19 protein-coding genes and 1 pseudogene are annotated in these 22,041 nt (G+C 51.6%); 12 read left to right on the forward strand and 8 right to left on the reverse strand.

All coding sequences use genetic code 11. From position 1 onward, the window contains the following. Positions 1-353: 353 nt before the first annotated feature. From MJZ26_06735 to MJZ26_06745, 3 genes are read right to left on the reverse strand one after another with little or no spacing between them, the layout of a single operon-like run. Positions 354-1,097, reverse strand: a complete 744-nt coding sequence (locus MJZ26_06735; GenBank protein MCQ2105471.1) for a YebC/PmpR family DNA-binding transcriptional regulator — start codon at positions 1,095-1,097, stop codon at positions 354-356. A 60-nt stretch (positions 1,098-1,157) separates the two neighbouring features. Continuing rightward, positions 1,158-1,937, reverse strand: coding sequence for a hypothetical protein (locus MJZ26_06740; protein MCQ2105472.1), 780 nt, complete (start codon positions 1,935-1,937; stop codon positions 1,158-1,160). Positions 1,938-1,983: 46 nt separating this feature from the next. Continuing rightward, on the reverse strand, positions 1,984-3,597 hold the full coding sequence (locus MJZ26_06745) for a phosphomannomutase (GenBank protein ID MCQ2105473.1): 1,614 nt from the start codon (positions 3,595-3,597) through the stop codon (positions 1,984-1,986). A 272-nt stretch (positions 3,598-3,869) separates the two neighbouring features. Between MJZ26_06745 and dapA the strand changes: the two genes are divergently transcribed. Beyond that, positions 3,870-4,826 (forward strand): 4-hydroxy-tetrahydrodipicolinate synthase, encoded by a 957-nt coding sequence (gene dapA, locus MJZ26_06750; GenBank protein MCQ2105474.1) that lies wholly within the window; start codon positions 3,870-3,872, stop codon positions 4,824-4,826. Positions 4,827-4,839: 13 nt separating this feature from the next. Then, complete coding sequence (locus MJZ26_06755; protein MCQ2105475.1) at positions 4,840-5,556, forward strand: hypothetical protein; 717 nt, start codon at positions 4,840-4,842, stop codon at positions 5,554-5,556. Between the two features lie 123 nt (positions 5,557-5,679). On the opposite strand, the gene MJZ26_06760 is transcribed toward MJZ26_06755, so the two are convergent. From MJZ26_06760 to ilvC, 3 genes are all read right to left on the reverse strand, one after another. After that, positions 5,680-7,164 carry a DUF1846 domain-containing protein gene (locus tag MJZ26_06760; GenBank protein MCQ2105476.1) on the reverse strand — a complete coding sequence of 495 codons (1,485 nt, stop codon included), beginning with the start codon at positions 7,162-7,164 and terminating at the stop codon, positions 5,680-5,682. A 129-nt stretch (positions 7,165-7,293) separates the two neighbouring features. Further along, positions 7,294-8,892, reverse strand: coding sequence for an EAL domain-containing protein (locus tag MJZ26_06765; protein MCQ2105477.1), 1,599 nt, complete (start codon positions 8,890-8,892; stop codon positions 7,294-7,296). 286 nt (positions 8,893-9,178) lie between these two features. Continuing rightward, positions 9,179-10,663 carry a ketol-acid reductoisomerase gene (ilvC, locus tag MJZ26_06770; protein MCQ2105478.1) on the reverse strand — a complete coding sequence of 495 codons (1,485 nt, stop codon included), beginning with the start codon at positions 10,661-10,663 and terminating at the stop codon, positions 9,179-9,181. 101 nt (positions 10,664-10,764) lie between these two features. Here ilvC and MJZ26_06775 point away from each other — a divergent pair, with 101 nt between their 5' ends. Next, a complete protein-coding gene (locus tag MJZ26_06775; protein MCQ2105479.1) occupies positions 10,765-11,673 on the forward strand; it encodes a pseudouridine-5'-phosphate glycosidase in 909 nt (302 codons plus the stop codon). Positions 11,674-11,694: 21 nt separating this feature from the next. Here the strand turns inward: MJZ26_06775 and MJZ26_06780 are convergent, their stop codons facing one another. Together MJZ26_06780 and MJZ26_06785 are read right to left on the reverse strand one after the other, a co-directional pair. Next, complete coding sequence (locus MJZ26_06780) at positions 11,695-13,104, reverse strand: MATE family efflux transporter (protein MCQ2105480.1); 1,410 nt, start codon at positions 13,102-13,104, stop codon at positions 11,695-11,697. Between the two features lie 110 nt (positions 13,105-13,214). Beyond that, positions 13,215-14,879, reverse strand: a complete 1,665-nt coding sequence (locus MJZ26_06785) for an endo-1,4-beta-xylanase (GenBank protein ID MCQ2105481.1) — start codon at positions 14,877-14,879, stop codon at positions 13,215-13,217. 195 nt (positions 14,880-15,074) lie between these two features. Between MJZ26_06785 and ffh the strand changes: the two genes are divergently transcribed. The 9 genes and pseudogenes from ffh to def all read left to right on the forward strand — a co-directional run bounded on the left by ffh (position 15,075) and on the right by def (position 22,027). Then, positions 15,075-16,442, forward strand: coding sequence for a signal recognition particle protein (gene ffh / locus MJZ26_06790; GenBank protein MCQ2105482.1), 1,368 nt, complete (start codon positions 15,075-15,077; stop codon positions 16,440-16,442). Between the two features lie 471 nt (positions 16,443-16,913). After that, positions 16,914-17,183 (forward strand): annotated as a pseudogene (rpsP, locus tag MJZ26_06795) (30S ribosomal protein S16). Positions 17,184-17,496: 313 nt separating this feature from the next. Then, positions 17,497-18,063: a ribosome maturation factor RimM gene (gene rimM, locus MJZ26_06800; GenBank protein ID MCQ2105483.1), complete on the forward strand. Its 567-nt coding sequence runs from the start codon at positions 17,497-17,499 to the stop codon at positions 18,061-18,063. A gap of 7 nt (positions 18,064-18,070) precedes the next feature. Continuing rightward, the gene (gene trmD, locus MJZ26_06805) at positions 18,071-18,775 is read left to right on the forward strand and encodes a tRNA (guanosine(37)-N1)-methyltransferase TrmD (GenBank protein MCQ2105484.1); all 705 of its coding nucleotides are present in this window, start codon (positions 18,071-18,073) and stop codon (positions 18,773-18,775) included. 15 nt (positions 18,776-18,790) lie between these two features. Further along, the gene (rplS, locus tag MJZ26_06810) at positions 18,791-19,135 is read left to right on the forward strand and encodes a 50S ribosomal protein L19 (protein MCQ2105485.1); all 345 of its coding nucleotides are present in this window, start codon (positions 18,791-18,793) and stop codon (positions 19,133-19,135) included. A gap of 28 nt (positions 19,136-19,163) precedes the next feature. After that, on the forward strand, positions 19,164-20,087 hold the full coding sequence (locus MJZ26_06815) for a cyclic nucleotide-binding domain-containing protein (protein MCQ2105486.1): 924 nt from the start codon (positions 19,164-19,166) through the stop codon (positions 20,085-20,087). Beyond that, positions 20,087-21,028: a cyclic nucleotide-binding domain-containing protein gene (locus tag MJZ26_06820; protein ID MCQ2105487.1), complete on the forward strand. Its 942-nt coding sequence runs from the start codon at positions 20,087-20,089 to the stop codon at positions 21,026-21,028. Before MJZ26_06815 ends, MJZ26_06820 begins: the two co-directional genes overlap by 1 nt. Before the next feature lie 54 nt (positions 21,029-21,082). Beyond that, the gene (gene yajC / locus MJZ26_06825; GenBank protein MCQ2105488.1) at positions 21,083-21,466 is read left to right on the forward strand and encodes a preprotein translocase subunit YajC; all 384 of its coding nucleotides are present in this window, start codon (positions 21,083-21,085) and stop codon (positions 21,464-21,466) included. Positions 21,467-21,487: 21 nt separating this feature from the next. Then, positions 21,488-22,027: a peptide deformylase gene (def, locus tag MJZ26_06830; protein ID MCQ2105489.1), complete on the forward strand. Its 540-nt coding sequence runs from the start codon at positions 21,488-21,490 to the stop codon at positions 22,025-22,027. The last annotated feature ends 14 nt before the right edge of the window (positions 22,028-22,041 follow it).

Below are 22,041 nucleotides of genomic sequence, written 5' to 3' on the forward strand. Positions count from 1 at the left end.
ATTTGTGGTTATTTCAAATCTAAAAATTGGAACATCCTATTTTTTTACCCCCTTAAAGGAATTTGCGAAAGACAATATACGTTATCCACGGCTTTGCCAAATAACTTGTAAAAAAAGAACCCTTGGTTCTTAACCAAGGGCTCCTTAAACCGCAGAATTGCCTTACGGATTACTGACGCTTACGCCAACGGCTCCAGCGTCCGCCTCTTCTCCTCGGTCATTTCGGAGTGCAAGCACTCCACCGCGACTTGAGGTCTCCGTGAGCAAAAGGTCCCTGGTTCATCACCAGGGACCTTTTAGCGAGAGCGAGTGCTAACGAGATGTACTTATCTCTATTCTAGCACGAGCGGTCATTACTCAGCGTCCATGTCGGCTTCGTCGATTTCAGCGTTGTGGTAAACGTCCTGAACGTCGTCGTGATCTTCGAACTTGTCGATGAGCTTGAGGAGCTTAACGGCATCGTCGTGACCCAGCTTGACGGGATCGTTTGCAACGTAGGTGATTTCAGCGCTCATCATTTCGATGTTTGCACCTTCGAGAGCGCGGGTAACGGCGTCGAATGCTTCCGGAGAGGTGGAGATTTCATGAACGCCATCTTCGGTGCTCATGTCTTCTGCGCCAGCTTCCAAAACCAAGTCCATAACCTGGTCTTCAGGATACTTTTCTGCATCGATAACAATCATGCCCTTGTAGGTGAATGCCCAAGTAACGGAACCGGTTTCGCCCATGGCGCCGCCGTTCTTGTTGAAGATGTTACGGATTTCAGCAACGGTACGGACCTTGTTGTCGGTCATGCACTGCACCATGATGGCAATGCCTGCAGGACCGCGGCCTTCGTACAGCGGTTCGGTAACGTCTGCGCCACCGTTAGCGCCAGTACCCTTGGCAATAGCACTTTCGATGTTCTTAGTGGGCAAGCTCTGAGACTTGGACTTGATGATTGCAGCACGGAGGCGGGGGTTTGCATCCGGGTTGCCGCCGCCAAGCTTAGCAGCGATAGAAATTTCCTTAATCAACTTGTTCCAAGCCTTGGCGCGAGCAACGTCAGTCTTGGCTTTCTTACGTTTGGTGGTGGCCCATTTGGAGTGACCGGACATATTATACCTCTTGTGGGTTCGTTAAATTTCGCGGTTAAATTTAAAAATTTTATTCGAAGATTACTTTTTCAGCTTCATCTTGCACTGGCGCTTTTCCTTAACGCTCATGCCAGGAGCATCGCAATCATCATCGGAAGAGACCTTCTTCTTCTTGGACTTCTTCTTCTTGGGGGTTTCGTCCTCGTCTTCATCGTAGGACTTCTTTTTCTTCTTCGGCTTTACCTCTTCCTCGTCTTCGTCGGCCTGAACACGACGCTTACGGGTGGAGATGGTACCATCGTCATCGGAAAGCTTATGCTTCTTCTTTTTCTGCAAAGCCTGGAGTTTTTTCTTATCCAGAGGATCTGCGGAAGCCTTGGTGATGGCACCTTCATACTTGCCGCCCCAGACATTGCCCAGCAGGGAACCAGACTCAAGAGCGTCCTTCAGGATGCCCAGAGCCCAATCGTCATTGGCGGGAGGCAGAAGCTTGAACTTCAGGTTACGAACACGTGTCGGTTCTTCTTCGTAGTACAGCATGATATCGAAGAAGCCCACCTGGTATTCCTGACCATCCGAACCTGCTGCAGTAGACGGAACGTATGCAAGCACAGCATAGACGTCACCATCGAACAGACCGGTAATCAGCACATCAGGATCGCCACCGGGAGCCTGGACTTCACCAGTTGCCTGGAAAGCCCACGGAGCAACGTCCACGGTAAGCTGGAACTTATGGAAACCCTTCTCGGCCTTCTTAAGCTTAAGCAGAGCACCAGAGAAAGCCTGGAACTCGGGCTTAACAGACTGAGCAGAGCAGACTACGGCAAAAGCCATAAAAAGAACTGCAAGTAACTTTTTCATAGGTCTTTTCCTTTAACGTTTATTCGTAACCCAATCCCCAAAAGACTTAGTTCTTGTAGAACAGAGCCTTGGCAGCCTCGAACATAGGATCCTTTTCATCCGGGTTGCGGCATTCGGTATAGATACGAACCTTGGGTTCGGTACCGGACGGGCGAACCAGCATCCAGGAGTCGTCTTCGAAAATAATCTTAACGCCATCGAGAGTCAAGAGCTGCTTAACAGTCTTTTCGGTAGAACCGACCATGACCTTAGCACCGACCTTGGCAGCTTCTGCAACAGCGTCAACCTTGGCCTTCAGCGGAGCGCCAACCAGGGACTTATCCACTTCGAAGCCTGCACGGCTCGGGTAGAAACGGCCGTATTCTTCGTACAGGGCATCCAGGTATTCACCCAGGTTCTTGCCGGTAACAGCCATGATTTCGAGAGCAATGAGGAGACCGAACTGGGCATCCTTTTCGAGGGTGTTGTTAAGGCCGGAGATACCATCGGATTCTTCGAAGGCGACCAAAGCCTTGTCCTTAGCGGTACGAGACAACCAGGGGCGGAAGTTCTTGAAGCCCACCGGAGTTTCCATAACAGGAACGCCAAGCTTTTCGGCAATGATGTTCACGAAGTTGGAAGTTGCAACAGACTTTGCAACAACGCCCTGTTCCTTACGCCAGGTAGCCATGTAGTGGAAAGCGATCGCACCGAACTGGTTCATGTCGATTTCGCGAGAGCCATCGTAGAAGCGGATACGGTCACCATCCGGGTCAAAGATTGCGCCAAGGCGGAACCAGGACTTGCTTTCGTCCAGAACCTTGCGAACCTTTTCGAGGTTCTTGGAGGACGGTTCCGGTGCGATGCCGCCGAAGAGGCTGTCGTCTTCGTTACGAAGAGTGATGAGGCATTCCGGATTGTCGAGGAGGGCGGCCGGACGACGACGGGTGGAACCATGAACGTGGTCGCAAACGAGAGTCAGGCGACCCTGCTTGATGAATTCCTTGATACGGTCGAACTTGATAGTGCCCTGCTTAACGAGGAATTCCTTGTAAATCTTGAGGGAGTCAATAATTTCCCAGTCAACCTTGGATACCGGTTCAAACTTCCAGGTAGCCATCATTTCGTTGGAGAGGGCGGTAATCACGTTGGTGATTTCCGGACCTGCAGGACCACCATCAGCCGGGTTGAACTTGATGCCGTTGTAGTGGCTGGGGTTGTGGCTCGGGGTCATGTTGATAGAGCATGCAGCACCCAGCATTTCGATTGCAGCGGAGAATTCCGGAGTAGGCATTTCGTTGCCGTAGTAGACCTTGACGCCAGCCTTGGCAAACTGGTCTGCAACAGCTTCGCAGAATTCGTGGCCCAGGAGACGGTTATCGTGGCCAACTACAACGCCACGCTTCTGGAGGTCAGCAAAATCCTTGACGCCGAGAGCTTCGAACATGGCTGCATCGGCTTCCTTGTAAAGACGAACGATTGCGGCGCCAACAACCTGCAGATTACGGAGGGTAAATTCAGAGCCGATTTCACCACGCCAGCCAGAAGTACCAAAGCTAACCTTAGCCGGTTCCTGGGAGGTGAGAGCCACCTGCTTAACCTGTTCTACCAGAGCCATGTCCGTTGCGGGGTTGAATTCCGGGGACTGGATCTTCTTCCAAATCTGAGTAATGTTTTCCATATGGGTTCCTGTTTTAAAGTTTTACAGTCCTAATCTAGTAAAAAAGGCTTTTTCATATTTGGAACCACACCGATAATTAAGGAATACAGGTTCAAAAAAGCATCCATTTGAAACCAATTCAACCAGAAAGACAGGTCCAAACCGCCCAGGATTACATACAAACTAGCAAAATCTGCGATACAGATGCCAAATCATCACAAAGTGCCATATAAATTGTCACAAAATACCACCAAATCTCGCCTGTTTCGCTCTTTTTTATCTATTTTATGGCCATGCAAATTACTAAAGCTTCTCAACTTACTGGTGTTTTTCCCGCATTGTTCACCCCGCTGATGGACGATGATCCCAAGAACCTTCGCAATTCCGTCGACTACAAGAAGATGGAAAAGATGATCGACGACCTCATTGCCTCTGGCGTCTCCGGCATTCTCCCGGTTGGCACCACTGGTCAGAGCGCCACCGTCTCCCACAAGCAGCACATGGACATTATCAAGTTCACTCTTGACTATGTCGGTGGTCGCGTTCCCGTCATTGCCGGCGCAGGCTCCAACTGCACCCGCGAATCCGTGGAAATGATCGAAGAAGTGCTGAAGATTGCCGAAGTTCCCGTTCTCTGCGTGACCGGCTACTACAACAACCCGTCCCAGGAAGGCATCGAAAAGCATTTCCGCACCTTGAGCTCCGAAACCGGCGCCAAGATCATTATTTACAACGTTCCGGGCCGTACCGCTAGCTACGTTCATCCCGACACCCTCATTGCTCTTTCCGAAGACAAGAACATCATCGGTCTTAAGCAGGCCGTTGACTTCCGTATCGGCGAAAAGTATCACGAAGATACCCTCCGCGTCATCAAGGAAACCAAGAACAACGACTTCGCCGTTCTCTCTGGCGAAGACGGCTTCTTCATCGACATGCTCGAAATGGGCGGCCAGGGCCTCATTACCGCAACCGGTAACATCCCCGAAGCAGCAAAGATTTTCTCTGACCTGTACAAGGCTTACGTTGCAGGTGACGCATCCAAGGCCAAGGACCTGCAGAGCGCAGTCCGCGACTACGTGGAAACCACCTTCTGCCGCAAGAACCCCATTCCTCTGGGAACCTTGTTCAACAGCCCGTTGTTCCAGCCCATGACCAGCGTGAAGGATACCGCCCGTGGCGAAGAAGCCGTGGAACGCATCATGAAGCTCATCAACGAAAAGGCCGAAAGCCTCAAGAAGTACCACGTTTAATAGGAGATTTACAATGGCTAAGAATCAGAAGTCCATTTACGATGAAATCTGCGACTACCTCAAGAAGCAGAAGCTCCTCCCCGTTCCCGTTCAGGCTCTGAACGACGACATGGAAGCAACCCGCTACTTCGGCGGCGACCTGAAGGAATTCATTGCTGCAGCAAAGACCCTCGGTGCAAAGTCCATCTTTGTTGAAACCCTCTATCTTGAAGACGACGAATTCTACTACGATAGCGGCATCGATGACGAAGAATATCTTGAAATGAACGGCTGCGGCTGCTGCTGTGGCGATTGCAAGTGCGGTTGCTGCGAAGACAAGAAGGCCGACAAGAAGTCTTCCAAGAAGGCTGCTAAGGTTGAAGAAGAAGAAGAAGACGGCGTATGGCTGGAACCGGAAGATCTGGACGGTCTGGACCTCACCCTCCTGAAGCCCGAAATGGCAAAGTACCTGGACCGCGTTGGCGAAAGCTGCGGTGTCCGTCTTACCGTTCCTGGCCCCGATCATCTTGAAGTAGAAATCTTCGCAGACTGGTACGACGACTTTGCCGAACTGGTAGACGAAGCTTCCGAAATCATCGAAGAAGATCCGGTCGGCGCTCTCGAAGACATGCAAGCAGCATTCGATGCCGCTGAAAAGGCTGCCGAAGCCGAAGAAAAGGCCGCCAAGGCTGCCGACAAGGCCAAGGGCACAAAGAAGATTGCTGCACACCCCCCGAAAAAGAGTAAGTAAGGCGATATACGAAACTTTAAAAAACGACCGGTTTTACCGGCCGTTTTTTTTGTGTCATTCATGATAACGAAAAGTCCCAGCACTAGCCGGGACTTTTCAATTTGCTTTAAATACGCAAAGCTTTTAAGTATGGTACAACTTTGAAGTCTGATAATTCGGTTCAGAGGTCAAGTTCACACCCAGGCGGCGGAACACGCCCACATCTACCTGAGACAAAATCACGCTGGAATGAACATCGCAGTGACGCAATTCAGGCAGCTTTTCCAAGGCGATCTTTGCGTTGTAATCGGTGAGAGCGCAAACAGAGAGAGCCACCAGCACTTCGTCCATGTGGAGGCGGGGATTGGTATGGCCCAGCTGCTTTGTCTTCAGGCTCTGAATGGGTTCAATGACCATGGGAGAAAGCAGGCGGACTTCGTCGGGAATGCCTGCCAGGTGCTTGAGGGCATCCAGAAGCATTGCAGAGGAAGCGCCCAGCAAGGAGGAAGTCTTTGCAGAGATGATGGCGCCATCCTGAAGTTCGATAGCCACTGCGGGGCCGTTGGTTTCTTCGGAGCGCTTGAGAGCGGCTGCCACAACCGGGCGGTCTGCGGTGCTGACGTGAGCCTGTTCCATGACCAGCTGCTGCTTGTAAACCTGGTCCTGATCGGCGTTGCCCTTACGGACATCGCAAAGGGTGTTGTAGTAGCGGCGGATGATTTCCTGCTTGGCGGCTTCGCTGACGGCTTCGTCGTCAACGATGCAGTTACCGGCCATGTTCACGCCCATGTCGGTGGGGCTCTTGTACGGGGACTCGCCAAGGATGCGGGTGAACAAAGCGTTCAGCACGGGGAACACTTCAACGTCACGGTTGTAGTTGATGGTGGTCTTGCCATAGGCTTCCAGATGGAACGGGTCGATCATGTTCACGTCGTTCAAGTCGGCAGTTGCTGCTTCGTAAGCCAGGTTCACCGGATGCTTCAGAGGAATGTTCCAGATGGGGAATGTTTCGAACTTGGCGTAACCGGCCTTGACGCCGCGGGTATTTTCGTGATAAATCTGGGAAAGGCACACAGCCATCTTTCCACTTCCCGGACCTGGGGCAGTTACCACCACAAGTTCGCGGGTTGTTTCAACAAACTGGTTCTTGCCGTAGCCGTCGTCGCTCACTACCAGAGGAATGTTGTTGGGGTAGCCAGCAATAGGATAATGACGGTAAACCTTGAGACCAAGTGTTTCAAGCTTCTTCTGGTAGGCAAGTGCGCTGGGCTGGTCCTGCCAGCGGGTCAGTACCACGCTGCTCACATAAAGGCCATAACCGCGGAAGGCGTCGATCAAACGGAGAACGTCCTGATCGTAGGTAATGCCCAGGTCACCGCGGACCTTGTTCTTTTCGATATCGTTGGCGTTAACGGCGATAATGACTTCGGCCTTATCCTTCAGCTTTTCGAGCATGCGGATCTTGGAATCCGGAGCGAAGCCAGGCAGCACGCGGCTTGCGTGATGGTCATCGAACAGCTTGCCGCCAAATTCAAGATAAAGCTTTCCACCGAACTTTGCAATACGTTCGGCAATCTTCTCGGACTGCGTTCTCAGGTACGCGTCGTTATCAAATCCAACTTTGAACATATAAGCTCCACATGCATTAAATTTATCGGGGTAAAAATAAAAAAATGATGTTTTTCCTTTCAGAAAAAAGGGCAAAAAGAAAGACGCAAATCGGGTGGGATTTGCGTCTTCCTCTAGAGGATGTGCCTGCTATTTGTCCACCACCAGGGTGGCGGACCCGTAAGCCTTGACCGGATTGCCATTTTCGTCAAATTCCGTGGTATAGCGGACATGGAACGGGATGCGTTCTGCGGTCAGGGGAATAACTCCCTCAATGGATTTTAGTCCATTATCAATCTGGCGCATCCAGTCGCGATACATGTCGGCATAGTCCGCCGGGAACAGACCATTTTCAATCAGCGGTTCGGGATAGTTCCTGATCAAGGGCGGCAAGCCCAACACGCCCTGGCAACGGAAGCAGGGACGCATTTCCTTCGTGGCGATGGTGTACTCCCACAGGAACATGTTGGCCTGCTCCACGGCAGCCTTGAAGTTCTGTTCCTGACGGACCAGTCCCTGGTAGGCATTCTTCTCTGCGGTAATGTTACGCACCATCACATAGAACAGGCGACTGACCTTGCTTTCACCAATAAGCTGAATGGAACTGCGAATGCAGATACGCTCCGTTCCGCAACAGCCCGAAGTTACGTTTCGCCAGGTTTCGCATTCCTGTTCTTCGTGGGTTTCCACAACCTTGTCCAAAGTAGCCTTGAAAATCTTTCTGGATTCCGGCTCCTGAGTATCAATGGGATTCAAAGCCACAATCTCGCTTTCGGACAAATTCATTCCAAGTTCGCGGACATACTTCTGATTCACCCGGAGAATCTCCATCGATTCAGAATCATTGCGAACTTCCATAATGGCGGCGGCACCGACGAAGTTGCTGAAAATCAAGGTTTCCATGGAAGTCGGATTCCAGAACTTGCCGGCATCCACAAACTGGTCCAGGTTCATTTGGGGAACCATTGTACCCACAGATTTTCCACTTAGCAATTTTGCATAATCTGCGGCAGGCATGGGCTTGGAATAGAGATAGCCCTGGATGTAGTCGCAACCCACACTCTTAAGGAAGTCAGCCTGCTCCACAGTTTCCACGCCTTCGGCAATCACGGGGAGCTTTAGCCACTTGGCCATGCGGACCACAGAACTCAAAATGGTTCCTCCGCGTTCGCTACCAATGGCTCCGCCAATAAACTTCAGGTCCAGCTTAAGGACATCAAACTCGATATCCTTCAGAATATTCAGGGAAGAATAGCCACTACCGAAATCATCCATCTCGACGGTATAGCCGAGGTTATGCAATTTCTTGATGGAATCGATAACCACCTGGGCGCCGGAAACGGCTGCAGTTTCCGTCAATTCCACATGGATAAAACGTGTAGGAATATCGTACTTTTGGCGCAAAGCCTCAAGACGGTCGATGTAGTCCTCACACAGGATGTCATTTCGGGACATGTTTACGGAAGCCCGCACCAGGGACTTCTTGCTGTCGATGCAATCCCGGAGGAAGCGGCAGACTTCTTCGAAAACATACAGGTCCAAGGCGGGAATCAGTCCCATCTCCTCAAGAGCCGGAATAAAGTCCGCCGGCGAAATGAAACCATGTTCGGGAGATATCCAGCGAACCAGCGCTTCGGCTCCAATTAAGGCTCCGGTGGAATGGTTGTACTGAGGCTGGAAGTAAACGGAAAACTCGCGATTGGCGATCGCGTGTTCAAATGATTCCGAAATATGGCTAAAATCGATCATGACGATTTCCCTTGGATACTATACACAGGAAACCTATACTTTTTTTTACATAAAGCGAGATAAAAAGTTCCGCTGCAAGGCAAAGAAGTCCCACAGCCATATTCTAACATGGAATAAAAAAGTCCCGCCAAGCGAAAACTTAGCGAGACTCAAATGCTACAACCTTAATCGCGAAGATTATACGACGCGGGGTACAAAGATTGGATAAGCGAGGATTACTAGGCCGCAGGCCCCGAAGCCGTACATCTAGTACGGCGAGTGGGCCGAGAACGACGTAAGCCGAAGCTTAGACAACCTTTGTCATGCCGGACATGCGAGCGCGGAGCCAAGCCCCGATTTCTTCAACCGGGTGCTTACGGATGTTGGCATTGACCTTGATGAGTTCTTCGTTATCAACAGCGGTGGACTTGCCTTCGCCGAAGATAGCGCCGATGTCTTCCTTAGTGACTTCGGTAGCCATGAAGTCCTTCAGCAGAGGCACGCACTTGTTAGCGAACAGGTAGCAGCCGTATTCTGCGGTATCGGAGATCACGCGGTTCATTTCGAACAGCTTCTTACGAGCAATGAGGTTTGCAATGAGCGGAGTTTCGTGGAGGGATTCGTAGTAAGCGCTCATGGGCTTGATGCCGACGGAGCACATGGTTTCGAATGCCAGTTCCACACCGGCCTTGATCATAGCGACCATGAGGACGCCACGGTCGAAGTATTCCTGTTCAGAGATAGCCTTATCGGTAGCGGCAACCTTTTCGAATTCCAGTTCGCCAGTAGCTGCACGCCATGCGAGAAGGTCCTTGTCACCAGCTTCCCAGTCGATCATCATGGTAGAGGAGAACTTACCGGAGATGATGTTGTCCTGGTGTTCCTGGTAGAGGCCGCGCATGATGACCTTCATCTTTTCGGAGAGTTCGTTTGCACGAACCTTAGCCGGGTTGGAGAGACGGTCCATCATGTTGGTGATGCCACCGTGCTTCAGAGCTTCGGAAATGGTTTCCCAACCGTACTGGAGGAGCTTGGTTGCGTATGCCGGTTCAACACCGAATTCCTTGACCATCTTGTCGTAGCAGAGGATAGTACCGGTCTGGAGCATACCGCAGAGGATGGTCTGTTCACCCATGAGGTCGGACTTCACTTCTGCAACGAAAGAGCTTTCGAGAACGCCCGGACGGTCGGCATGGAGACCAGCGGCGTAAGCCTTGGCATAGTCCCAACCCTTGCCTTCGGGGTCGTTTTCGGGGTGGACTGCGATCAAGCAGGGCATACCGAAACCGCGAACGTATTCAGAACGGACTTCGGAACCCGGACCCTTGGGAGCCACCATGATAACGGTGATGTCTTCACGGATCTGCTGGCCTTCTTCAACGATGTTGAAGCCATGGCTGTAGGAGAGAGCTGCGCCCTTCTTCATGAGCTTCATGACAGCGGGGATCACGTTGTGGTGCTGCTTATCCGGTGTGAGGTTGCAAACCAGGTCAGCAGTGGGGATCATTTCTTCGTAGGTACCGACGGCGAAACCGTTTTCGGTAGCGTTCTTCCAGGACTGGCGCTTTTCGGCGATTGCTTCCGGACGGAGAGTGTAGGAAACATCGAGACCGCTATCACGCAGGTCGAGACCCTGGTGGAGACCCTGAGCGCCGCAACCGACGAACACGATCTTCTTGCCCTTGAGGGCTTCTACACCGCGAGAAAATTCGGAAGAATCCATGAAACGGCAGTGGCCGATTTCTTCGAGCTGACGACGCAGCGGGATGGAATTGAAGTAATTGATACCCATGATTATTTAACCTCTTTTGAGTAGTAATTAAAGTTTTCGGGTGAAAATATAACAAATTTTCTTTTTTTCTATCTTTCCGTCATCGAAAACAAGGAGTTTCTATGATCAAGTATATCGATTTTGAACCAGACGCCCGTAAAGCCCTCGAAGATGGCTCCGCCATCGTAGCCCTGGAATCAGCCGGTGCATTTGACGGAATCCCCTACCCCGAAAACTTCAATACAATCAAGACCCTGGCAAACAGGGTCCGCGAGGTTGGAGCCATTCCCGCCCACATCGTCATCAAGGACGGCCGCATCAAGGTGGGTCTCTCCGACGAGGAAATTGAGGAATTCGCCAAGAAGCAGGGCAAGCTGATCAAGGCTTCCCGCCGAGACATCCCCATGCTCATCGCCCAGAAGAAGGACGCCATCATGACCATCGCCGCCACCATGCTCATTGCAGACCTGGTAGGCATCAAGGTGGTTGCCGGCGGCGGTATCGGCGGTGTGCACCGCGGTGCAGAAACCTCCATGGACATTTCCGCCGACCTGGAAGAGCTAGCCGTAAGCAATGTGGTCTGCGTCTGCTCTGGCGCCAAGTCCATTCTGGACCTGGGCCTGACCCTGGAATACCTGGAAACCAAGAGCATTCCAGTCATTGGTTACGGCACCGACAAGCTGCCAGCCTACATGGCCCGAGAAAGCGACTTCAACGTAGACTACCGCGTAGGTGATGTGGAAACCATCGCCAAGGCCTTCGATGCCAAGATGGCCCTGAACCTGGAAGGCGGCCTTCTGGTCACCAACCCCATTCCCGAGCAGTACGCTGTGAACGCAAGCGAAATGAACCGCGCCATCGAGAAGGCTGTGAAGGAAGCCGTGTGGGACGACATCAAGGGCAAGGCCATCACGCCTTACCTGCTGAAAAGCGTCAAGAACCAGATGGGCGCCGAAAGCGTAGAAGCCCAGAAGCACCTGCGTCTGAACAATGCGGAACTTGCCGCAAAAATCGCAAAGGCATTGCCCTAGCGAATCCCATGGTTTAGAAAATTATTTCTGGTCAAGCACGTGCTTACGCCACTTGCCACTCTTCCAGCGTAGCCAGAAGATGATTGGAGCCGTGGAGTAAACTCCCACCACAATAATCCAGGCATAATGGCCAGGAACACCTAGATGGTAGGTAGACACGTAAAGGGCTACGGTATTGAACCAGTTCATGATTCCGCAAGCAAACATTACCCAGACCGTATCGCCTGCGCCACGAAGGGCACCACAATAAATCACCAGCAGCACTTCCACAAAAATGTAGACGGTTGCAATTCTCAGCATGAAAATGCTCATGGGCCTTGCGGTTTCAAAGATGGCGATGGCATCAGCCGTTGCCGTAGCATCGGGTCTAAAGATATCTGTCAATACGCCTGGCAGGAAAATCAAGAGAACGCCAATAATCAAGGAGTAGGCCCAGCCCACCTTAAGGCCGGAGCGTGTAGAACGTGTAGCCGCAGCCGCCTGCTTTGCTCCCACGTACCGACCAACCAGGCTAGTTGACGCCACCTCCAAGCCCATCAGGGGGACATAAGCCACCATGTCCCAGTTGAACATCACGGAAGCAGCGGTCGCCATTTCGGGACCAAGCCCGTGGAAAATCAAAATCATCAGCTGAAATGCGGCCATGTTCAAGAACATTTCCACACCCGAGGGCAATCCCCGCCTAAGCAGTTCCTTGACCTGGCTTCTGTTCAGCCTCAGGTTGGAACGGGTTGCAAAACGGGAATGATTTTTCTTTCCAAAGTAGACTACAAAGAGCATTGCCGTGGAGACAATGTTCCCGATAACGGTTCCGTAGGCGGCGCCAGCAACACCAAGACGCGGGAAAGGGCCAACCCCAAAAATCAGGAAGTAATTGCAAACAATGTTTACCAGCATGCCCACGAAGGCAGCCTTCATGATGATCTTGGTTTCGCCAATACCGCTGAAGAAACAGGGGGCGGCATTTCGGATAAGGGTCACCACCCCGCCCAGCATCAAAATGTTAAAGTAAGTCTTCTGGTAGGCAAGCTGGTCGGCGGCCAATCCCTGCAATCCAAAGACAAAGTGCCCCAGGGGTATGGTCAAGTAAAGAAGAGGCACGCAAACTACGGAAAGATACACAGCCTGCATGAACACGCTGGCACATTCATTCTTACGGCCGGCTCCAAAACGTTGTGCCACCATGGCGGTGGTGTAACTGATCATTCCCGTAAAGAAGGTGGTGAGAACCATATTCATGCCACCTGCCCCAAGGCTTGCATTCATCTCGGCAGGACCCAGCTTGCTTAGGAACAATCGGTCTACAAAGGTCATCAAGGTGTCAAAGGACATGCTCAACAGCATGGGAAGAGCAACCACTAAAACATCGTGGATACCCCCATTCTTTCGGAACTTGACCGGTTTGAACATTCCTAATAAAGTTGAAATCATAGACCGCACTTTTGGATGGCAAAAATACAAAAAACAAGCCCAAAAAGAAAGGGCTGTCGCGGTGAACCGCAGCAGCCCAATCAAAGGTTAGGAGGCTCTTTGGGAGCGAACTACTTCACATACATTTCGGAAGTCTTACCATCGATGGTTACCTGGTACTTACCCTTGAAACCACGGAACTTTGCTACACCGCTTTCGTCAGCAGTTGCAGTTGCGTTGGTGGTCCAGACCTTGTGCCACAGGTCGTAGATGGTCTTTGCAGCAGGCTTTTCGGAACCGTCGGCACGGATGATGCCGCCCTTCTGGACCCAGTGACGGTTATCCCAGAAGCCCCACATCACGATGCCGTTAACGGCAGGATGGCTAAAGAGAGTGCGAAGGACCTTGTTGTATTCGCTGGCCTGTTCCTCTTCGGAAATAGTCAGGCCCTGGTCCCAGGCGCCAAAGTCAAGTTCGGTAACCTTCACAGGGAGGCCAAGAGCGGCCAGCTTGTCGAGACGTTCCTTAATAAGGTTGGGAATGACAGGACGAGTACCAAAATGGCACTGAACGCCGATACCCATCACAGGAACCTTACGATCGAGCATGCCCTTGATCAAGGAAACGTAGCGGTCGGTTTCACCGGCGGAAACAACCTGGTAGTCGTTAATGTAAAGAATTGCCTCGGGGTCTGCCTGATGGGCCCAGATGAAGGCGCTGTCAAGATAGTTCCAGCCGCAGGTATTTGTTGTGTACATTTCGTGGAGAGGTTCATTCCATACATCGTATTCCACAATCTTGCCCTTGTATTCCTTAAGGTCGCGATCGATTCGTGCCTTCAGGTACTTGGCGAAGTCACCACACTGCTTGGGCTTATTGGGGTTGGAATAATGCTTGTCGAAACCATAACCCTGGTGTGCCCAGTAGAGGGCATGGCCGCGGAGCTTCCAGCCGTTTTCCTTGGCGAAGTTCACATAACGGTACATTTCGTCCTTCATGAGCTTGCCTTTCTTGCGTTCGTATTCCGGCCACTTGAACTGGTTCTCGGTTACGCCATGCCAGAAGTACTTGGCTGCGGTTGCCTTATACCACTTTTCGGTGCTGTCCTTATCGGGGCCGTAGAATGCAAGGGCGGTACCGAAGGGGAAGTCATGACGGAGAAGCTTTACAGAAACCTTGGCGCCAGGGGCAGCCTTTACAGTAAAATCCTTCTTGCGGAGACTGTCGATACGGGATTCGGAGTTCACGTACCAGGTGGTATCGTTCATGCCTTCGGCAGGAATGATACGCACGTCGTCCATCTGCATCCAGCCCTTCTGAAGACCCACATGGAAGGTAACGTTATTGACGCCGTAGCCCTTCTGGTCTGCAAGGAAGGTCATGGAGTATTCCTTCCACTGGTCGGTAAGCTGGAAGGAGGCGCTTTCCTTTTGACGGTAGTCGGGAGGGCCCCCCTGCACGTTTGCGTTAATGGGCATGTTGCCCTTGGCCTTGAAGCTCAAGATATAGTAGGCAGAGTCTGCCAGGAACTTAGGCGGCTGAAGCTGAAGGCCCCAGCTGGGATTTGCAGGTTCCTTGACCACGATCTTTGCACCTTCGGACCCGTCTACACCCAAGCCCTCGACGCCAATCTGGCTTTCTACCTTGGTGGGACTTTCGGGACGATTCCAAAGATACCAGCCACCGTCACCATAGCTCATGTCGCCATTGGTCATGATGGGGGCTGCAGATGCAATGCCGGCAAAACTTGCTACAGACAGAGCTCCAGCCAAAAAATTCTTGAGATTAATCTTCATTAAGGACTCCATTAGTTCTTTTTTGCCAAATATATATAGAGGAATCAACAAAAAACGTTTCAAAATCACTATTTCTGTATACAACTGTATCAAGTGCATTTTATCCGATTCCGCACATTCCTAGTCAACAATCCCCTACCCCCTTTAACCTTTATCCTTTAACCTCTCCCCTTTTTTACTATCTTTGCCCTCACTATGTTTTCACAGCTGACTGATTCTCTAGAAAATACCCTCAAGAACCTGCGTGGGCAGGGCAAGCTTACCGAAGAAAACGTTGCGGAATCCCTTCGCGAGGTCCGCCGCGCCTTTTTGGAAGCAGACGTCAACTTCAACGTAACCCGCGACTTCGTGAAGGCGGTGAAGGAAAAGGCTCTCGGTTCCGAGGTCCTGACTTCCGTGACCCCGGGTCAGCAGATTGTGAAGATCATCCACGACGAACTTGTAGAAGTCATGGGTGGCGAAACCAAGGAAATCAACCTCTCCGCCCCCGCTCCCGTGGGCATCATGATGGTGGGTCTCCAGGGTTCCGGTAAGACTACTTTTGCAGGCAAGATTTCCCTCTGGATGCGCACCAAGAAGAAGCGCAAGCCCCTGCTAGTGGCAGCCGACGTTTACCGCCCGGCAGCAATCAAGCAGCTGCAGGTGCTGGGCAAATCCATCGGCATTCCCGTTTACGACGAAGGCCAGGGCAATCCTGTGGAAATCATCAAGCACGGTTACCAGTACGCCAAGGATAACGGCTTTGACCTGGTGATCTACGATACCGCAGGCCGCTTGCAGATCGACGAAGAACTGATGCAGGAACTGGAACAGGCTCAGGAAGCCGTCCATCCCGACGAAGTGCTGTTCGTGGCTGACGCCATGATCGGTCAGGAAGCCGTGAACGTTGCCGAAACCTTCTGGCAGCGCCTCAAGTTCACCGGCGTCTGCCTTTCCAAGATGGATGGCGACACCCGCGGCGGTGCAGCGCTCTCCATCAAGAAGATGACCGGCGTTCCCATCTGCTTCATCGGCGTTGGCGAAAAGCTGAACGAAATCGACCTGTTCCACCCCGACCGTATGGCCAGCCGAATCCTCGGCATGGGCGACGTGGTCTCCCTCGTGGAACGCGCACAGCAGGTCATCGACGAAAAGGACGCCAAGGACCTCAAGAAGAAGATCCTGAACAACACCTTCGACCTGAACGACTTTTTGAACCAGCTGCGCACCATCAAGAAGCTGGGCAGCATCAAGAGCATTTTGAGCCTCATCCCGGGCCTGAACAAGCTCCCCATGGACCAAATCGACGAAAAGGAACTGGTTTACGTGGAAGCAGTCCTCAGTTCCATGACCCCCAAGGAACGCAAGAACCCGAGCATCATCAACGGCAGCCGCAAGGACCGTATCGCCAAGGGTTCCGGCACCGAGATCGGTCGCGTGAACGCAGTGCTCAAGCAGTACGAGACCATGAAGGAAATGTTCAAGAAGGTGGGAGACTTCGCCCGCAAGCAAAACGGCGGCAACCCCGTGGGCTCTAACTACACCCCGCCCAAAGACAAGAACAAGAAGAAGAAAAAGCACTAAGGCGAGTGCAGCGCCAAAGTTTACTTTGGCATAGCCGAGCCGTCAGCTTTTGGATCGAAGATCAAAGAGCACTAAGGCGAGAGCTGCGCCAAAGCTCGCTTTGGCATAGCCGAGCCGCCGGCTTTTGGGACCCAAAGGGGAAGGCCTTCCCCTCGCTTCAGCTACGAAAATTACCAATGGCGGCATTTAGTGTCGCCATTTTCGTATCTTCCGCTACCCTTTCCATAGGTCCAGGTAGCCCCCCTTTTTAACGCTCAAAACAAAGATTTTTGCTTAATTTCTTTAAAATTCGCCATTTTTCAGCATCTTCACCCCACAATTTTCATTACTTTATATGCAAAGAACGGAAAAATTTTACATATCCGCCCTTTACACACAAGAGATTTTTTCTATTTTTGGCCCAAAACAAGAAAAACCCGGTCTCCGGGACTCATTTAAACAACGCCTCATTTGAGGCAAAAAGAGGTTAAAATGGCAACCGTTATCCGTCTCGCTCGTTTTGGCAAGCGTCACAACCCGATCTACCGCGTAGTCGTTATCGACAGCCGCAAGGCACGCGACGATAGCTTTATCGAACAGGTCGGTTTCTACAACCCCAACACCAAGACTGCAGAAATCAAGTTCGACCAGGAAAAGGCCCTCAAGTGGCTCATGACTGGTGCTCAGCCCTCTGACACCGTCCGTTCTCTCCTGAAGAAGGCCGGCATCACCGACTTGTTCAACGAACTCCGCAAGGGCAAGTCCATCGAAGGTAAGGTTGCTCAGCCCCGCGCTCAGAAGGAAAAGAAGGCTAAGCTCGGTCCTAAGGCTCTCGCCAAGATCGAAGCTGAAAAGGCTGCTAAGGAAGCTGCCGCCGCTGAAGCCGCTGCCGCTGCCGAAGCTCCCGCTGAAGCTGCAGAAGCTCCTGCCGAAGCTTAATTCGCTTTTCGAAAAGGTCCCGTGCCCTAAAGCGGCACGGGCTTTTTTATAAAGCACGGGTCGAAAGACCCCGAAATACCCTTTGGCAAAAGCTTTTCTAACCACCTTCCTTAGTCAAAACCCTCCTACGTCTTTAATGTCTGAATCCGAGAACAATCAAGAGTATATCAGCGTCTGCCAGCTCATGCGCGCCCACGGCGTCAAGGGCTACATCAAGGCAATGCCGTTGACTCACGACCTAAACCGTCATAAGATGCTCTCGGATGTGATGCTAAAAAAGACCAATGGTGAGCAGGTCAAATTGACTTTGGAAGATTCCAGGCTGGCTAACAATCTGTGGTTATTAAAGTTCAAGGGGTACGACACGCCCGAATCCCTGGTCCATTTCGTCAACGGCGATATCATGATCCCCGAAGAAGACCGTATTCCCGCCCCCGAGGGCGAATACTATCTGGACGACTTGGAAGGTTTCCGTGTCAAGCTGGAAGACGGCCGCGACGTCGGTGAAGTTCTTGAAGTTCAGGAGCTGCCCACAGTCTACGCTTTCTGCATTAAGTTCGATGCACCCTTCCAGAAAGAATTTTCCTCGAAGACAGTCTTTGTCCCCTGGATTGACGACTGCGTCCTAGACGTAGACGAAGAAAACGAGAGCATCACCTGTAGCACGGACTATGTCAAGAGCATGTGTCCCGGAGAAAGATAGGCACACGATGAAAATCGACTGCGTCACCATCTTTCCGGAAATGTTCTCCCCCATGAAGCAATCTATCATGGGTCGAGCCCAGAACAAAGGTCTCCTGGAATTCAACACCGTGTACCTGCGGGATTTCGCCATCAACGACTACGGTCAGGTAGATGACGTGCCCTACGGCGGAGAACCGGGAATGGTCATTAGGCCCGAGCCCCTGGCAGCCGCCATCAGAAGTACCGGAGTGAAACAGGACGGCGGAAAGGTAATCTACCTGACTGCCGACGGAGTGCCATTCACCCACAAGATGGCAGAGGAGCTTTCCAAGGAAAGCCATCTGGTCCTAGTGTGCGGGCACTACAAGGGAATCGACGACCGCATCCGCCAGTCCGAGGTGGATTTGGAGATTTCGATCGGCGATTTCGTGGTAAGCGGTGGTGAACTGCCTGCCATGCTGGTAACCGACGCCGTTGTCCGTCTTATCGACGGAGCTCTAGGCAACCGAGAATCTGGGGATACAGATTCCTTTGCCCAGGGTGTACTAGGATGGCCGGTCTACACCAGACCCGAGGTTTTCGAAGGAAAAAAGGTCCCCGATGTGCTACTTTCGGGCCACCACAAGAACATTGCAGCCTGGAGACGTCAAGAATCGTTAAAAAGAACGCAAGAAAGACGTCCAGACATCTTTAAAAATCTCGAAAGAGATACTAAATTTGGCATCAAATAATTAACGAGGTACATAATGTCCCTGAACATTGAAGCAATTCAGAATGAAAATGTAAAGACCGACCTTCCCGAACTCCGCGCCGGTGACACCGTCACTGTTAACGTGAAGGTTATTGAAGGCACCAAGGAACGTATCCAGCCGTTCAAGGGTGTTATCATCCAGGTCAAGAACTCCGGCATTTCCAAGTCCGTGACCGTCCGCAAGATGTCCGGCAATGTTGCCGTCGAACGTATCTTCCCGGTCAACTCTCCCCGTGTTGACTCCATCGTTCTCGATCGCCCGGGTAAGGTTCGTCAGGCTCGCATTTACTACATGCGCGACCTCCGCGGTAAGGCTGCACGTATCGACGAACGTCAGTAATCTGCGAAATTAAAGGCGGTTATCCCCGATGAAACCGGTGGATTCCCGACAGCAAACAATCCCGCCAGTACGGTCAAACGTTAAGGCGGGATTTGTTGTTTATACTCCGGACTGCGAAGAACGGAGTATCGTCATTTTAAATGACGGGGAACTTGTAGCTCGCAAAAAAGACGGTCCGGGAGCTTTCTCCAACGACATTGTTTTTACCATGCATCCAGGGGACCTGGTCGGCGTTGCGTCCTTACTTGAAGGAGAAACCTTCAAGCACACGCTTGTCGCAAGCAAGGATTCCAGTATCACCCTGGTTACCGAAGAATGCATGGAATCCGAGCTCAAGCGACTTCCCCTTTGGCTCCTGGCGGTCATCCGCAGCCTGTCTAGCAAGACTAGACTTTTAAAGCAGGAAACGCACCAAACCCGCGTGCAAAACACAATCAAGAGCCTAGCCCAATTCTGCAGCGGCAAGCCTGCCAACACCAAGTTCAACCTGGCAGCGCTGATTATGGAATTCAACTGGCTAACAAGAATCCCAACGTCCACGATCCAGCTGGATTTCAAGGGACTGTTTCGACGTAAGCTGGTTCACCTATCCATGGAAAACGGAAAGGTATTTTGCAAGATCAAGGATCCCTCTCTGTTGGAAATCTTTGTAGACTACCAGAACACTCAGGAAAAAGACTCCGACTTCGAGCCCTACAAGCTTAGCGATAGCCAGAAGAAAGTCCTCTCCCTTCTGTCAACCGTAAACGCAGACCTTTGCGAGGAAAGCCACTACTGGTTAGCATTCATTCAAAAGCACTACCCAAAGGCAGACGTCGCCGAATGGATAATGTTGCAAAAACTTGGTTGGTTCAAACAGGCTGGGCAAAACCTCTTTACCGTTGATACAAACAAAGTAGCATACTTTTTGAAGGCTCTGGAGTTCGAAACCAATATCCGAGGAGTGCTATAATGACCCTTGTCGAAAACGAATTCCTGTGTCACGAAGGCGACATTAATCACACCCTGTTTGTCGTCAAAAGCGGAGAACTGGAGGGCACCTCAACAAAACACCCGGATAAGAAAATCTATGGTCCGGGCAGCCTCATCGGGGAATTTTGCCTACTGGAGGGAGCTCCATGCCAGAGGACCATCCAGGCCTTGGAAGATTCTGAAATTATGGTCATCGGCCAGGAAGCCTTACAAAACGTTCTCCAAGAAGAACCTAGCTGGTTGAAATCCATCGTGACCTTTCTTGCCGGACGATTTCACCTCGCCCAAGAGAACAAGCGAAAAAGCAATCTGGTCAAGAGTCTACCGTCCCTGCTGTATCTCCTAGACAGCCACTTCAAAAAAACTCAAAAGGCCTCCATTTCCATTGAGGAAACACGCAACAAGTTGAATAACCTGTTCAACATCGTGGATGATGAAATCATGGAACTGCTGCAATCCTTGCAGAACCTGGACGTTCTGAAAATCCACGGTAGCGAGATTCACGTTGAAAGCCCCCGCGTTATAGGCATGCTTTACGATTCCATTATGTTCAGAGCCTTGAACAAGCAGGTTTCGCCAAACATTCTTACCATGACAGAGCAGGTCGTCTTATCTACCGTCACAAAGGCGGTCCAGGAGAGCCACGAACCCTTAAGGAACGGAACCTGCATCGTAAGCACCGAGTCCATGAGGTCCATCGCCAAGAAGGATATGCACGGGATGACCTTGACCATGCGAACCCTGCAGCCACTGATTGATCGCGGTTTGATAAGTGCAGACATGCCCGCCGTAACTCCTGAAGAAAGCGATCCTTTGGATTCCATCCCTTTCTTCCACGGTGATTTCGAGAAAATCCTGGACCTGATGGAATTGAACCGAATCTATCCCCTGCTGGACAAAAAACTGGTCGGGAACGACTAGGGAATTTGCTATTTTTTGACCGTTAAATCGAAACCCTAAATCAAAGGTACTACAATGAAGATTTCTACTCTCCTCGTGACCCTCGCCTCCGTAGCCGCTTTCGCCCAGGAAGCCGGTGCTGAACAGCAGCAGGGTGGCATCATCAGCTTCCTCCCCATGATCCTCATTTTCGTCGTCATGTGGCTCTTCTTCATCCGTCCGAAGAACAAGGAAATGAAGCAGATGGAAGAAATGCGCAAGGCTCTCAAGAAGGGTGACAAGGTTATCACTACCGCAGGTATCATCGGCGTTGTAACCAACATCGACGAAACCTCCACCACCATTACCGTCCGTACCGGTTCTACCACCCTCATCGACTTCGAAAAGGCAGCAATCATGCGCGTTCTCAACGCCGAAGCAAAGCCTGCAGAAGCCAAGAAGGACGAAGAAAAGAAGTAATCCAACCTAAGCGAGAAACTTATGGCAATTCTTCCCATTAGAATCTACGGTGATCCGGTTCTCCGCAAGAAGTGCGAACCTATCACAGAAATCACTCCGGAACTGCGTCAACTGGCCCGCGACATGCTGGAAACCATGTATGACGCACCCGGTTGCGGCCTGGCTGCTCCGCAGATTGGCCTGAGCATCCGTCTTGTGGTCATCGACACCGCCATTCCTGGTGAAGAAGAACCTCGCCCCTACATCATGTTCAATCCGGAATGGGAAGCCGAACCGGATGCCAAGATGGTAGACTATGACGAAGGCTGCCTCTCCGTGCCGGATATTTTCTGCAACGTGGTTCGCCCGGACAAGGTTTGCGTCCGTTTCTTTGACATCAACGGCGAAGCCCAGGAAATCCACAACTGTGACGGTCTTTTCGGCCGCTGCATCCAGCACGAAGTGGACCACTTGAGCGGCGACATGTTCGTGGACAAGATTTCCGTATCTGACCGCACCATGAACCAGTCCAAGCTGAAGAAAATGGCAAAGGACACCCAGGCCAAGCTGAAGAAGCGCTAACCTAAGGTTCTCTT

Source organism: Fibrobacter sp. (assembly GCA_024398965.1).
Classification (GTDB): Bacteria; Fibrobacterota; Fibrobacteria; order Fibrobacterales; family Fibrobacteraceae; genus Fibrobacter.

What these genes read in the sequence shown, in the direction of transcription:
- MJZ26_06755 (MCQ2105475.1), top strand. Translation starts at nt 4,840, where the DNA reads ATGGCTAAGAATCAGAAGTCCATTTACGATGAAATCTGCGACTACCTC.
- MJZ26_06815 (MCQ2105486.1), top strand. Translation starts at nt 19,164, where the DNA reads ATGAAACCGGTGGATTCCCGACAGCAAACAATCCCGCCAGTACGGTCA.
- ffh (MCQ2105482.1), top strand. Translation starts at nt 15,075, where the DNA reads ATGTTTTCACAGCTGACTGATTCTCTAGAAAATACCCTCAAGAACCTG.
- MJZ26_06820 (MCQ2105487.1), top strand. Translation starts at nt 20,087, where the DNA reads ATGACCCTTGTCGAAAACGAATTCCTGTGTCACGAAGGCGACATTAAT.
- MJZ26_06775 (MCQ2105479.1), top strand. Translation starts at nt 10,765, where the DNA reads ATGATCAAGTATATCGATTTTGAACCAGACGCCCGTAAAGCCCTCGAA.
- rplS (MCQ2105485.1), top strand. Translation starts at nt 18,791, where the DNA reads ATGTCCCTGAACATTGAAGCAATTCAGAATGAAAATGTAAAGACCGAC.
- MJZ26_06760 (MCQ2105476.1), bottom strand. Translation starts at nt 7,164, where the DNA reads ATGTTCAAAGTTGGATTTGATAACGACGCGTACCTGAGAACGCAGTCC.
- ilvC (MCQ2105478.1), bottom strand. Translation starts at nt 10,663, where the DNA reads ATGGGTATCAATTACTTCAATTCCATCCCGCTGCGTCGTCAGCTCGAA.
- rimM (MCQ2105483.1), top strand. Translation starts at nt 17,497, where the DNA reads ATGTCTGAATCCGAGAACAATCAAGAGTATATCAGCGTCTGCCAGCTC.
- dapA (MCQ2105474.1), top strand. Translation starts at nt 3,870, where the DNA reads ATGCAAATTACTAAAGCTTCTCAACTTACTGGTGTTTTTCCCGCATTG.
- MJZ26_06745 (MCQ2105473.1), bottom strand. Translation starts at nt 3,597, where the DNA reads ATGGAAAACATTACTCAGATTTGGAAGAAGATCCAGTCCCCGGAATTC.
- MJZ26_06780 (MCQ2105480.1), bottom strand. Translation starts at nt 13,104, where the DNA reads ATGATTTCAACTTTATTAGGAATGTTCAAACCGGTCAAGTTCCGAAAG.
- MJZ26_06785 (MCQ2105481.1), bottom strand. Translation starts at nt 14,879, where the DNA reads ATGAAGATTAATCTCAAGAATTTTTTGGCTGGAGCTCTGTCTGTAGCA.
- def (MCQ2105489.1), top strand. Translation starts at nt 21,488, where the DNA reads ATGGCAATTCTTCCCATTAGAATCTACGGTGATCCGGTTCTCCGCAAG.
- trmD (MCQ2105484.1), top strand. Translation starts at nt 18,071, where the DNA reads ATGAAAATCGACTGCGTCACCATCTTTCCGGAAATGTTCTCCCCCATG.
- yajC (MCQ2105488.1), top strand. Translation starts at nt 21,083, where the DNA reads ATGAAGATTTCTACTCTCCTCGTGACCCTCGCCTCCGTAGCCGCTTTC.
- MJZ26_06735 (MCQ2105471.1), bottom strand. Translation starts at nt 1,097, where the DNA reads ATGTCCGGTCACTCCAAATGGGCCACCACCAAACGTAAGAAAGCCAAG.
- MJZ26_06740 (MCQ2105472.1), bottom strand. Translation starts at nt 1,937, where the DNA reads ATGAAAAAGTTACTTGCAGTTCTTTTTATGGCTTTTGCCGTAGTCTGC.
- MJZ26_06765 (MCQ2105477.1), bottom strand. Translation starts at nt 8,892, where the DNA reads ATGATCGATTTTAGCCATATTTCGGAATCATTTGAACACGCGATCGCC.